The following is a 12190-nucleotide window of genomic DNA, read 5'->3' as shown; positions in this document are numbered from 1 at the left end:
GTGTCGTCATTGGTCGGCCGTCATTGGTCGTATGACCAACCGATAGATTGGCCAGTCCTTATCCGGAAGGTCAATAGCCGACACCCGTTCTCGGGCAAAAAACTTACATGGGAAACAGTCAGCCACACGAAACAGACCGCGCAATGCTGCACTGCAAATGGGTCAAGTCAGGAGGATCAAGCCCAAAGAAAAAGGCGCGCCCGCGGAACCGCGCACGCGCCTTGCAGCCATCAAGGGCCCGGCATACCCGAGCGGGTATCTCGGTTATGGCACCGCCACGGTGGCGCGCACCGGCAGATGGTCGGACGCGCGACGCGTCAGCACCGTGCGCACCACCTCGTAGGACGGGATGGTCAGCCCGTTGTTCACGTAGATGCGGTCGAGCCGCAGCGTGGGCATCCGCGCGTGGAAGCTGCGCGGGCTGGCCCAGTCGGGGAAGGCCTCGGCCAGCTTGCGCAGCCGGGGCGAATTGGGCGCCCATTCGTTAAGGTCACCCATGAACAGGGTCGGCAGGGCCGGCTGTTCCTCCAGCCGGTCGACGATGGCGCCGACCTGCCGCGCCCGCTCCCACGGGTCGAGCCCGAGATGGGCGACGATGATGCGCACCGGACGCCCCTCCACCTCGACGATCACGTCGATGCCGCCGCGCGGCTCCCGCCGGCCGACGCTGAGGTCGATGGGCTCGCATTTCAGGACCGGCAGCCGGGTCAGGATGGCGTTGCCGTAATGGGCGTGGGCGTTGTGCTTGGTCGGGCCGGCATGAGCCTTCAGGCCGGTCGCCCGTTCAAGGAAGGCGAACTGGTCCAGCCCGGACTCGCCGCGGTGGTGCCAGCCGACCTCCTGGAGCCCGACCAGATCGACGTCCAGTTCCTTGATGACTTCGGCGATGCGGTCCGGCGCGAAGCGCGCGTCCAGCCCGACGCAGCTGTGGATGTTCCAGGTCGCCACGCGCAGCGGCGCCATGCCCTCCGGCACCGGGCCGCTGCGGCTGTCGACGCGGCGCTTCGGGCGGCGGACGCGGGCGGCGCGCAGCGCGGAGGCGATCCGCTGCACACGCTCTCGGCTGAATCGGATCACCGCTGTTGGTCTCCCTTCGCTGTCTCTCCGGTGGTCGGCCCCGTGGTCGGCCCCGTGGCTGGCCGTTTCGCCGCCAGGACCCGCACCAGCCGATTGCCGGCCCAGCCGAGCCCCAGCGCGGTCACCGCCGCCAGACCCAGAAGAACCATGTCGGTGGGCGTCGGTTCCGTCAACACACGCTCAAGCTGGTGCCCGAGCAGGTTGAAGACAAGAATTCCCGGCGCCATCCCCAGGATCGTCCCGAACAGATAGTCGGGAAACCGGATGCGGGAAGCCCCGGCGACGAGGTTCACCACGGTGAAGGGCGCCACCGGCACCACCCGCAGCGCCGCCATGGCCAGCACGCCGCGTTCGCCGAGCGCGGCGCTGGCCCGCCGCACCACCGCGCCGCCGTAACGCTCGATGGGGCGCCGGCCGGTGAGGCGGCCCACCCAGAACAGCGCCGCGGCGGAGGCCAGCACCCCGGCCAGCGCGGTGGGAAAGCCCAGCCACGGCCCCAGCGCGATGGCCGTCGCCGCGATCAGCAGCAATACCGGAAACAGCACGAAGCCTCCGGCGACATAAAGCAGGATCAGCCACAGCGGCCCGAAGGCCGACTCGCGCAGGCGTTCGAACGCCCCCAGGACGGCGTCCAGGGTTGCCCAGTCGCGCAACGGCGTGTGGTTCCACAGCCCCCAGACCCCGCCGACCACCGCCAGGATGACCGCCAGCGCCAGCCAGTGGTGGCGCCGCGGGATGCGCGACGGCAGGACGCGCCACACGATGTCCGCCGCCCCCACCGGGCGTTCGGGGTCGAAAAGCATGGAGTCGGCGACGGCGGCGGCCAGCAGGCCGGGGTCGGCGTCCTCCAGCGGTTCCAGCGTCCGCCCGCCGGGCCGGCGCAGCGTCTCCACCATGCGGATGAGCGAGCCGGAGCGGCGCAACTCCGCCGTCACGCTTTCCGGCGCCACCCCGAGATGCTCGGCGATCAGGTCGTCGCGCACCCCGGCGATGGCCCGCCGGGCCTCGCGTCCTTCCGCTCTCCCGTGCGGCGCCTCCAGCGCCAGATCGCATTCGGTGTCCAGCCCCATCGACCGGTTGTTCAGGTTGGCCGAGCCGATGCGCAGAAGCCGGTCGTCCACCACCATCACCTTGGCGTGGATGGTGATGCCGACGCTGCCGGTTTTGGCGCTCTCGGTCTTGGCAATGTAGAAGCGGAAGCGCCCGTTCCGGTCGGCCTCGCGCAGTTCCTTCACCAGCCGGGCGCGGGCGCCGAGCATCACGGTGTTCTCCAGCCAGCTCGACGTGCGGGCGGAGTTGACGACCACCACCTCCGGCCCGTCCGGCTCGGCCAGCCGCGCCTTCAGCGCCTCGGCGACGGCGACCGAGGCGAAATACTGGCTTTCCATGTAGATGAAGCGCTCGGCCGCGGCGATGGCGGCGGTGTAGAGCGCCTCGACCTCCCGCACCTCGTCGCGCCCGTTGTAGTGGGGCTCGGTGCGGGCGATGCCAACGGGCATGCCCTTGAGCAGCGGGGCGAGCTGTTGCGGCCAGGGGTCGGGACTGTCCGGCCCGGCCCGGCGCGCCTTCAGCCGCAGCCGCCGGGGACGCTTGCCATCGGAAGGGCCACCGCCGCCGCCAAGCACGTCCATGGCGGGCGGCGACAGCACGCAGCCGGTGGCGCGGCGCCAGCGCTCGCGGAACAGGTCGCCCAGCGCGCGGGCGGCGGCGCCGTCCACCGCCATCATCACGTCGTGGAAGGGCTCGTAGGGGGTGCCGTCCGGCTGGCGGCGCAGCGGCTCGTCGGCGCGGTGGGCGCGGGTGTCCCAGCGGTTGGCGGTGATGTCCAGCCCGCCGCAGAAGGCCAGCCGGTCGTCGATCACCAGCATCTTCTGATGGTGGCAGGCCCCAGCGGGATGGTCGCCGTCCAGCCGGTACTGGAGCCGCGGATGGCTGAGCCAGCCGCGCAGGAACAGCGGCTGCGACCAGCGGGCCAGATCGAACAGCTCGGCAAAGTCCCACTTCAGCACATGGATGGTCAGGTCCGGGCGGGTCGCGGCCAGCCAGTTCAGCAGGTTGCCCAGCTTGTCGGGGCGGCGCGGGTGGCGTGCCTGCGGGGTCAGCCGGATGCGGGCGTCGAAGTCCCAGGCGGTCAGGTAGATGCTGCGCCGCGCCTGCCGCATCGCCGCCTTGGCGAGCGCGAAGTAATCCTCCCCATCGACGATGACCCCGACCCGCTCCGCCCGCTCCACCCGCCAGCAGGTGCGGCCCGGCACCAGCAGCGGGCCCGCGGCCATCACGGAGGACACCGGAAGCGGCGTTGCGGGGAGGGATGGCTGGGCGACGGACGGCTGGTCGGGCATGGGACGCGGCTGGACCGGGGTTCCTGCGGGGATCGGCATCGGGGGTTCACATATGGTGCGTCCGGGACGGGCTGCGACCGGCCAGGAAGGCGAATGCCCGAACAACACCGCAGCCGCCCAACCCTCCCCACCCCCCGCCGAGAGGCGAAATTCCATTGCCCGACCGGCCGGGACCTGGGTACCGTCAGGAGGAATCCATTCGTGTCCGCCATTGTCCCGTGTCTCATTTGTCATGGCCCGCCTGTTGTGATCCGCTTGTCCGCTCCTCCGTCGACTCCCCCCGTCACGGCCACCCTCCCTCGGCAGGGCCGATGCTGAGGCTCGTCCTGCGCCGGGTGCTGGCCGTGGTGCCGGCCCTGCTGGGCCTCGCGCTCGCCGCCGCCGTGGTGGCCGCGCTGGCGGGACCCGGCTGGGCGCCGGCGCTGGGCACCGTGCTGGCCGCCCTGCCGGCGACGCTGGCGCTGGTTTTGCCGGCGCTGGCGCTGGGGACCGTGCTCGGCGCCCTGCTCGGCGCGATGGGCGGAGCGGGCGGCGCCGTGCTGGGCGGGGTGGGTCCGGTCATGCCGGGCTTTCTGCTGGCCGCGGTCTTCACCGCCACGCTGGCGAAGGCGCCTTTCCTGCTGGCCCTTGCCGCCCTCGCCCTGCCCGCCGCTGCCCAGGCCGCGACGCTTGCCGGCCGGGCGCGGGCCGGGGCGGAGGACACCGTTCTGCTGGCGGCCCGTGGGCGGGGAATCGACGGCTCCGCCCTGCTCTGGCGGCTCACTCTGCCGCTCGGCCTGTCGGCGGCGGCGGGCAGCCTGCGCAGCGCCGCGGCCGGAACGGTGACCGCGGCCGTGGCGGTGGAAAGCCTGTTCGGGACCGGCTTTTCCGGTGCCGGGCGGCTGTTCGTCGAGGCGGCGCGCGCCGGGGATACCGGCATGGCCTTCGCCGCGCTCGCCGGGCTGTGCGGCCTCGCCGTGCTGCTGGGCGCCCTGGGCGGCGCGCTGCGCGGCTGGATCGACCCGCGCGCCCGGATGGCCTGATGCACGGACCCGCCGGCACCGACTCTCATTGGCGCGACGGCCCCTGGCAGAAAGCCGGGCAGCGGCTGACCGCGCATCGGCCCGCCGCCGCGGGGCTGACCGTTCTCGCGGCCCTGATGCTGGCGGTCGCGGCCGGCCTCGTCGCCGGGGGCGGCCCGGTGGGGGCGGCGCTGGCCGCCGGGCACCAGAGCCTGACCTTCGCGCTGCTCGCCGGGCTGGGCGGGGCCACCCTCGGCCTGTTCTGGGCCGCCGCCGCGGTGGCTCTGGGCGAGCGGGCGGAGCGGATGATGATGGCGCCTGCCGCCGCCCTGACCGGCCTGCCCCTGGCGCTGGTCCTGCCGCTGGCCGGCGGATTGCTGGGTCCGGAGCGCGGACTGGCGCCGATGGCGGTGGTGACCGCCCTGATCGCCGCCCCGGCGGTCGCCGTCATCGCGCGGGACGAGCTGCGCGCCCTGCTGCGCCGGGAGTTCCTGAGCGCCGCCCAGGCCGCCGGAATTCCCAACGGACGCCGGCTGCGCCGCCACATCCTGCCCAACGCGGTCCTGCCGCTCGCCGCCGCGGCCTGGACCGCCCTTCCCCGCGCCCTGATGGCGGAAAGCCTCGCCAGCCTGCTCGGCCTCGGCCTGCCGGAGGGGGTGACCGGCTGGGGAACCGCCATCGGCGCGGCGGCACGCGCGGGCGACGCCGTGGCGCTGGCTGGGCCGGCGCTGCTGCTGGCGCTGACCCTGTGGGCGCTGCACGGGGTGGGCGACGGGATGCGGCTGGCCTTCTCAACAGCCGCCACCGCAGGAGGGCGCCGGTGAGCGGAACGGACGACGGCGCGCCGCTGCGGGTGGAGGGGCTGTCCCTGCTGACCAGCCGCGATATCCTGCTCGACCGGCTGAGCTTCGCCGTCGAGCCCGGCGAGGTGCTGGCCCTGTCGGGCGGCGCCGGGGCGGGCAAGACGCTGCTGCTGCGCGCGCTGGCCGGGCTGGCCCCGAAAGGCGTCACGGTGCTGGGGGACATCCAGATCCGGGGGCGGCGCATCCTGGTCACCCAGGACGGCGCCCTGGACCCGCTTCGCACGCTGGGCGCCCAGTTCGTGGAGTTGCTGTCCCGACAGTCCGGGTTGGACGAGCGCGCCGCCCTGCGCCGTGCCGCCGAGGCGCTGGAGCGCTTCCAGGTGCCAGCCGCCGCGCGCCGGTTGGCGCTCCACCCGCACGAGCTGGGCGAGGCGATGCGCTGGCGGGCCGCGCTGGCGCTGGCCATGGCGGCGGAGCCGGCGCTGCTGCTCGCCGACGCCCCCGCCGCCGCACTCGACCCCACCCAGCGCGTCCGCCTGCTGAGCGACCTCGCCGCCTGGACGCGCGAGGCCGGGACGGCGCTGCTGCTGGCCGGACGCCCGCAACCCGATCCGGTTCCTTCCGGTCTGGCCCGCTCCAATCTGGCCGACCGCCGCCTGATCCTGGCCCAAGGGCGTCTGGAAGCGCCGGAGGAGGAGCCCGCCCCCGCCCCGCCCCCGATGGAGCCGGCGCCCTCCGGCCCGCCCATCCTGTCGGTGCGCGACCTGCGCGTCGCCTTCCCGCTGGGGCGGGGCTGGCGCGGCGAGGAGCGCTGGCTGACCGTCCTGGACGGCCTGTCCATCGAACTGGCCGAGGGCGAGACGCTGGCCCTGCTCGGCGAGACGGGCAGCGGCAAGTCGGTGCTGGCCCGCGCCATCCTGCGGCTGGTGCCGCCGGTCGGCGGTCAGGTGTCCTGGCTGGGCACCGACCTCGCCGCCGCCCCGCCGGAGGCGATGCGCCGGGCGCGGCGGGATCTGCAAATCCTCTTCCCCGATCCGCTGGCCGCCTTCGACCCGCTGATGACCATCGGCGCGCAGCTCGCCGAGACGCTGGAGTCGCTGCATCCTTCCCGCTCCGCCGCCCAATCCACAGCCGACCGCGCCGCGCGGCTGGCCGAGGCGCTGGAGGAGGTCGGGCTTCCCGCGGCGGTCCTCGACCTTTATCCCGGTTCGCTCCGTCCGGCCGAGGCGGCGCGCGCCGGGCTGGCCCGCGCCCTGCTGCCGGAGCCGCGCCTGCTGGTCTGCGACGAACCGGCGGCGACGCTCGACGGGGCGGAGCGGGCCGACTTCCTGGCCCTGCTGCAGGCGATCCGCCGCCGCCGCCGGCTGGCCCTGCTCTACGCCACCCAGGACGCCGGGGAGGGCTTGCGGATGGCCCGGCGGGTGCTGGTGCTCCTGCTCGGCCGGATCGTCGAGTCGGCGGACCGCGCGGTTCTGGCGGCCGGAGCGCGCCACCCCTACAGCCGCGCGCTGATCGCGGCGGCCGGCTTGGCCCGACCGGCGCTGCACGGCGATCCGCCCTCCCCCCTGCGCCCGCCGACCGGCTGCGCCCTGCGGCTGCGCTGCCCGCTCGCCCATGACGGCTGCGCCCAGGTCCCCCCGACGCTCGCCCCCGTGGCGCCGGGCCACCGAGTCGCCTGCCATGTCGCGCAGGACGACGCGCAAGACGGTGCTCAAGACGACGCCCAGGTTGGCGGAAAAGCCCCCTGAACCCCTGTCCGGAGCCCGCCGACGCTTCGGGCGGGGCCGCAATTCCGTCCCAAAAAGGTCTGAAACTGCGCGGGTTGGCAAGGAGGCGGGCACGGGATAACGTCGCCGGCCTTCACGCCCGCATTGCTGAAATCACGGAAAAGGACAGGGATGCTTCGCGCACGCACCCGGTGGACGGTCCCCTGCATGGGCGCACTCGCCGTCCTTCTGCTGCTTCTCGCCGGCCTCGCCGCGCCGTCGCTGGCCGCCGGCCCGGTTCCGGGGGCCGCCATGCCGGCCCCCGCCGCCGCGGCCCCCGCGGAATCCGCCGCCTCGCCCGATCCGACGCCCGAGCAGATGCAGGCGATGATCACGACGCTGGAGGACCCGGCAGCCCGCACCCGGCTGGTCGAGCAGCTGAAGGCGCTGGTCGCCGCGCAGAGAGGGCTGGAGCAGGCAAAGGCCGAGGAGGCCCCGGCGGCCAGCACCCTGCCCGAGACCATCGGCGCCAGCGCCCTGTCCTTCCTGGCCGAGCGCATGGACGTGCTGAGCCGCCAGCTCGTCCAGGTCGGCAACGTGTTCAAGGAGCTGCCCGGCGCCATCGAGTGGGCGAACCGGCAGATGGTCGACCCGTCCGCCCGCGACCGCTGGGTGCAGATCGCCATCCAGCTGACGATGATCCTGACCGCCGGTCTGGCGATCGAGCGCTTCGTCGGCTGGCTGCTCGCCCGCCCGCGCAACGCGCTGGCCGCCCGCCGGGGCACCACGGTGCTGGTGCGCTTGCCGCTGCTGCTCGGCCGCGCGCTGCTGGAGCTGGCGCCCATCGCCGCCTTCATCGTCGTCGCCTACGCCATCCTGTCGGTCAGCGAGCCGGGGCCGCGCGTCCGGCTGGTCGCGCTGGCGGTCATCAACGCCACCGTCATCCTGCAGATCCTGCTGGTCGCCGCCCGCATCCTGATCTCGCCCTTCGCGCCGTCCCTGCGGATGGTGCGGGTGGGCGACGCCAACGCGCTGCGCCTCTACCGCTGGGTCCGCCGGGTGGCCGCGGTCGGCGTCTACGGCTATTTCCTGGCGGAGGGCGCCTATGTGCTGGGTCTGCCGCTGGGCGCCTACGGGGCGCTGCTGAAGCTGCTGGGGCTGGCCATCGCCGGCATGCTGATCGCGCTGATCCTGCAGAACCGCCGCATCGTCGCCGACTGGATGCACGGCAACCCGCTGTCCGGCGACGGCGACCCGACGGCCACCGCGGAGCGCGAGGCGGAAGGCCAGGGCGCCGTCCTGCGCTCCGCCCGCCGCCGCTTCGCCGACGTCTGGCACGTGCTGGCGATCATCTACGTGGTGGTGACCTTCGGCGTCTGGGTGCTGAACGTCTATGGCGGGTTCGAGTATCTGGCCCGCGCCACCGGCACCACCATCCTGGTCGCTGTAGTCGCCCGGCTGCTGGTGAACGGCATCAACCGCGGCCTGCGCCGCGGTCTGCGCATGGTTCCGGACAGCCAGGGCGCCCTGCCGCCGCTGAAGGACCGCGCCTCCCTCTACCTGCCCTTCCTGCACCGTGTGGTGAAGACGGTGATCTGGGTCGGCGCGGCGATGATGATCCTCTACGGCTGGGGCTTCGACACGCTGGCCTGGACGGACACGCGGCTGGGCCAGCGCATCCTGCGCAGCACGGTCACCATCGGCCTTCTGCTTGTCGGCTCCATCGTCGCCTGGGAGGTGGTCAGCGCGATGATCGAGCGCTTCCTCGCCTCCACCGACCGCAACGGCACGCGGATCGAGCGCAGCGCGCGGGTGCGCACCCTGCTGCCGCTGCTGCGCAACGCCTTCCTGGTGGTGCTGGTGACCATGGTGTCGCTGATCACCCTGTCGGAGCTGGGCGTCAACATCGCGCCGCTGCTGGCCGGTGCCGGTGTGGTCGGTCTGGCCGTCGGCTTCGGGTCGCAGACCCTGGTCAAGGACATCATCACCGGCCTGTTCATCCTGTTCGAGGACAGCATCTCCATCGGCGACGTGGTGGATGTGGGCGGCGGCCATTCCGGCGTGGTCGAGGCCATCTCCATCCGCTCCATCCGGCTGCGCGACGGGTCGGGCGCCATCCACACGGTGCCCTTCAACTCGGTCAGCACCGTCAAGAACATGTCGAAGGACTTCTCCTACGCCCTGTTCGAGGTGCGGGTCGCCTACCGCGAGGACCCCGACCGCGTGATCGAGCTGCTGAAGGACATCGGCACCAGCCTGCAGACCGACGCGCTGTTCGCGCCCGACATCATGGCGCCGCTGGAGGTGATGGGCCTGGACAAGTTCCAGCCCGACTCGACCCAGCTGATCACCGCGCGCTTCAAGACCCGCCCGACCCGGCAGTGGGGCGTGTCGCGCGAGTTCAACCGCCGCATGAGGAAGCGCTTCGAGGAGTTGGGGGTGGAGGTGCCGACCGGCTCCATGCAGCTCATCGTCGGCGGCAACCACCCCGACCGCGCGCTGGCCGAGGCGCTCAGCCAAGGTTCTTAAAAAGGCCGGGGCTCGCACATGGAACGGTGCGGCCGGGGGGTGCTCTACGCCTCCGGCCCGCCGCGCTCCAGGACCGCGACGAAGGCGCTGACGACGCGCGGGTCGAAGTGCCGGCCCGCCTCGGCGCGGATCAGATCGACCACCGCTGCCAACTCCCACGCCTCCTTGTAGGGGCGGCGGTGCAGCAGGGCGTCGTAGACGTCGGCGACCGCCACGATGCGGCCCGACAGCGGGATGGCGTCGCCCGCCAGCCCGTGGGGATAGCCGGTGCCGTCGAACTTCTCGTGGTGGCTCTCGGCGATCTCCGCCCCCATCGACAGGTAGCTGCGGCCGCCGACCGGGCCGGAGGCGTCGCGCAGGATGCGCCCGCCGATGGTCGCGTGCTCCCGCATCTGGGTGATTTCCTCGGGAGCCAGCTTGCCGGGCTTGCGCAGGATCTGGTCGGGGATGGCGACCTTGCCGACGTCGTGCAGCATGCTGGCCAGCCCGATCAGCTCGCAGAAAAGGTCGTCCGCCGCGCCGCCGCAAGCGCCCTGCGCCTGGAGTTCCCGCGCGATGGCGGTGGCCCAGCGGCCGATGCGCCGGACATGCTCCCCGGTGACCTCGTCCTTGTATTCGGCCAGCTTGCCCAGGGCGTGCACCGTGGCGATCTGGGCGAGGCGGAGCTGTTCGTAGAGGGCCACGTTGTCGAACCCGACCGACATCCGGGAGCAGAAGATCTCCAGCAGCCGACGCTCGACGTCGGGCAGGCCGCCATGCCCGCCGATGAACAGCGCGACGGGGCCGGGGCTCCGGGTCTGGAACGGTGCGACGCTGTGGTCGTCGCGGTGCAGGCTGCAGCCCCGCGCCAGGGCGGCGGCGATGTCGGCGCAGGCCGCGTCCGGCAGCACGGCGCCGACCGGTCGGCCGGCGGCATCGGCGAAGACGCCGGTTCCGCACAGCACCACCGCCTCCCACGACCGGCCGTGCGGCGGGCTTTCCGAATTGGGACCTTCCGGATTGGGGCCTTCCGGATTTAGGCCGGACGGCACCGCGCACAGGAAGGCGCCGGCCGCCCGCGGCAGCAGGGCGGCGACCCGCTCCACCACGCCGACGGCGAAGCGGTCCATGGAGCGCTGCTCGAACAGGGTGCCGGCGGCGTCGACGATCGTCTCCAGCCCCTGCCGGTTCCGCTCGATCGTGTCGATGTGCTGGTAGGAGCGCAGGGCGGCCACCGTGGTGGTGAACAGCTTCTGGGCGGTCAGCTCGCTCTTGGCCTTGTAGTCGTTGATGTCGTAGCTGACGATCACCCGCCGTTCCGGCGCCTGGCCGGGCTGGCCGGTGCGCAGGATGATGCGGACCCGCCGGTTGCCCAGCACCTCCCGGATGTGGTGGACCAGACGCAGGCCGGCGTCCTCCGTCTCCATCACCACGTCCAGCAGGACGGCGGCGATGTCGGGATGGTCGTTCAGGATCGCCCGCGCCTCGCCCCCCGAATGGGCGGACAGGAAATGCAGGCGCCGCCCGTCGAAGGTCACGTCGTTCAGCACGACGCGGGTGATCGCGTGCACCTCCGGATCGTCGTCGACGATCAGCAGCTTCCAGGGAGCGGCGGCGGGGCCGGACGTCGCGGACAATGGATCTGGAGCGTCCTCGTCGGCGAACAGCAGGTCGTCGTCCTCGTCCTGGCCCCAGCCCTGGATGTCCGACATCGCCGCTCCCCGCCCCGCTCTGCCAAGCTGCATGGCTACAATTCGATTCTCTTTTTCAACGTTTGTGGCGGGCCGTGTCAACCACCCCGGCGCCTTCACACACACGACTGCAGGCGGAGGGAGGCTGCGGCGCGTTGTCTTCCTCCGTTCCGGCTACCACCAAAGCGCCCAGCCCGGCGCGTGTGGAGGGGTTGCGGCCCGCCCCGAACGGGGGATCATCGGGAGAAAGGTGTGAGGCGAAAAAAACCGAAGCTGAGAAAACAACGGGAAAACGACGGGGGCAGGGCATGATACCGGACGCTTGGGACATCGAACTGCGCGAAGGGGCCATCAGCGTGGCCCGCCATCTGATCGAAACCGGCTGCGTCCGGTACGACCCGGACCATCTGTGCCGCCACGGGTCGGGGCTGGTCAGCCCGGTTCATCTGGAGGGGCGGCGGCTGCTCTCCTACCCCGCGGTGCGCGACGAGGTGCTCGACTTCGCGCTGCGGATGATCGAACAGGAGATCGGCGACGGCGAGTTGGACGCCATCGCCGCCGCCGAGGGGGCCGGCGTGCCCTGGGCCGCGCTGATCGCCGACCGGATGGAGCTTCCCCTCGTTTTCGTGCGCAAGGAAGCGCCGGAGGGCCAGCAGGATTACAAGCACCGGATCGAAGGGCGGGTGGAGCCGGGTTGGCGCGTGCTCCTGGTCGAGCAGATCGCCGCCGACGGCCACCGCAAAGCCCGCTTCGCCCAGCCGCTGAAGGAGGCGGGCTGCGACGTGCGCGACCTGTTCGTGCTGTTCCAATACGGGATTTTCGACGAGATCCAGGAGCATCTGGCCCCGCTGGGCATCACGATGCACGCGCTGGCGACCTGGTGGGACGTGCTGGAGGTGGCGAACCGCGGCCATTACCTGGACGGGCAGGCCCAGGGCGAAATCCACGCCTATCTGCACGACCCCAAGCGCTGGACCGCGGAGCACCAGAAAGGCCGGAAAAGCGAGAAGGCGGCCTGAAGCGGGTCCTATCCCCTCTCCCACGCCAAGCGGGAGAGGGGGA

8 protein-coding genes are annotated in these 12190 nt (G+C 72.5%); 5 read left to right on the top strand and 3 right to left on the bottom strand.

The features are described from left to right. Window positions 1–264: 264 nt before the first annotated feature. Window positions 265–1077 carry an endonuclease/exonuclease/phosphatase family protein gene (locus tag DS837_RS15160; RefSeq protein ID WP_051658011.1) on the bottom strand — a complete coding sequence of 271 codons (813 nt, stop codon included), beginning with the start codon at window positions 1075–1077 and terminating at the stop codon, window positions 265–267. Next, window positions 1074–3458: a VTT domain-containing protein gene (locus DS837_RS15155; RefSeq protein ID WP_149165514.1), complete on the bottom strand. Its 2385-nt coding sequence runs from the start codon at window positions 3456–3458 to the stop codon at window positions 1074–1076. Before DS837_RS15155 ends, DS837_RS15160 begins: the two co-directional genes overlap by 4 nt. 272 nt (window positions 3459–3730) lie before the next feature. On the opposite strand from DS837_RS15155, the gene DS837_RS15150 reads away from it, so the two are divergent. The 4 genes from DS837_RS15150 (at window position 3731) to DS837_RS15135 (ending at window position 9458) form a co-directional block, all read left to right on the top strand. After that, complete coding sequence (locus DS837_RS15150) at window positions 3731–4441, top strand: ABC transporter permease subunit (protein ID WP_170295865.1); 711 nt, start codon at window positions 3731–3733, stop codon at window positions 4439–4441. After that, a complete protein-coding gene (locus tag DS837_RS15145) occupies window positions 4441–5244 on the top strand; it encodes an ABC transporter permease subunit (protein WP_149165512.1) in 804 nt (267 codons plus the stop codon). Before DS837_RS15150 ends, DS837_RS15145 begins: the two co-directional genes overlap by 1 nt. Beyond that, entirely contained in the window at window positions 5241–6971 is a 1731-nt protein-coding gene (locus tag DS837_RS15140; protein ID WP_149165511.1) for an oligopeptide/dipeptide ABC transporter ATP-binding protein, read from the top strand. Before DS837_RS15145 ends, DS837_RS15140 begins: the two co-directional genes overlap by 4 nt. Before the next feature lie 186 nt (window positions 6972–7157). After that, entirely contained in the window at window positions 7158–9458 is a 2301-nt protein-coding gene (locus tag DS837_RS15135; protein ID WP_247889940.1) for a mechanosensitive ion channel domain-containing protein, read from the top strand. Window positions 9459–9502: 44 nt separating this feature from the next. Here the strand turns inward: DS837_RS15135 and DS837_RS15130 are convergent, their stop codons facing one another. Continuing rightward, a complete protein-coding gene (locus DS837_RS15130; protein WP_247889939.1) occupies window positions 9503–11182 on the bottom strand; it encodes a response regulator in 1680 nt (559 codons plus the stop codon). A 254-nt stretch (window positions 11183–11436) separates the two neighbouring features. Between DS837_RS15130 and DS837_RS15125 the strand changes: the two genes are divergently transcribed. Further along, entirely contained in the window at window positions 11437–12147 is a 711-nt protein-coding gene (locus DS837_RS15125) for an orotate phosphoribosyltransferase (RefSeq protein ID WP_149165509.1), read from the top strand. Window positions 12148–12190: the final 43 nt, after the last annotated feature.

This window comes from Azospirillum brasilense (genome assembly GCF_008365405.1).
GTDB lineage: Bacteria > Pseudomonadota > Alphaproteobacteria > Azospirillales > Azospirillaceae > Azospirillum > Azospirillum brasilense_D.
This window is presented reverse-complemented; position numbering and strand designations above follow the sequence as displayed.

Excerpts from the sequence above, each read along its gene's own strand:
- DS837_RS15155 (WP_149165514.1), bottom strand. The coding sequence starts at position 3,458 with ATGCCGATCCCCGCAGGAACCCCGGTCCAGCCGCGTCCCATGCCCGAC.
- DS837_RS15150 (WP_170295865.1), top strand. The coding sequence starts at position 3,731 with ATGCTGAGGCTCGTCCTGCGCCGGGTGCTGGCCGTGGTGCCGGCCCTG.
- DS837_RS15145 (WP_149165512.1), top strand. The coding sequence starts at position 4,441 with ATGCACGGACCCGCCGGCACCGACTCTCATTGGCGCGACGGCCCCTGG.
- DS837_RS15135 (WP_247889940.1), top strand. The coding sequence starts at position 7,158 with ATGGGCGCACTCGCCGTCCTTCTGCTGCTTCTCGCCGGCCTCGCCGCG.
- DS837_RS15130 (WP_247889939.1), bottom strand. The coding sequence starts at position 11,182 with ATGCAGCTTGGCAGAGCGGGGCGGGGAGCGGCGATGTCGGACATCCAG.
- DS837_RS15125 (WP_149165509.1), top strand. The coding sequence starts at position 11,437 with ATGATACCGGACGCTTGGGACATCGAACTGCGCGAAGGGGCCATCAGC.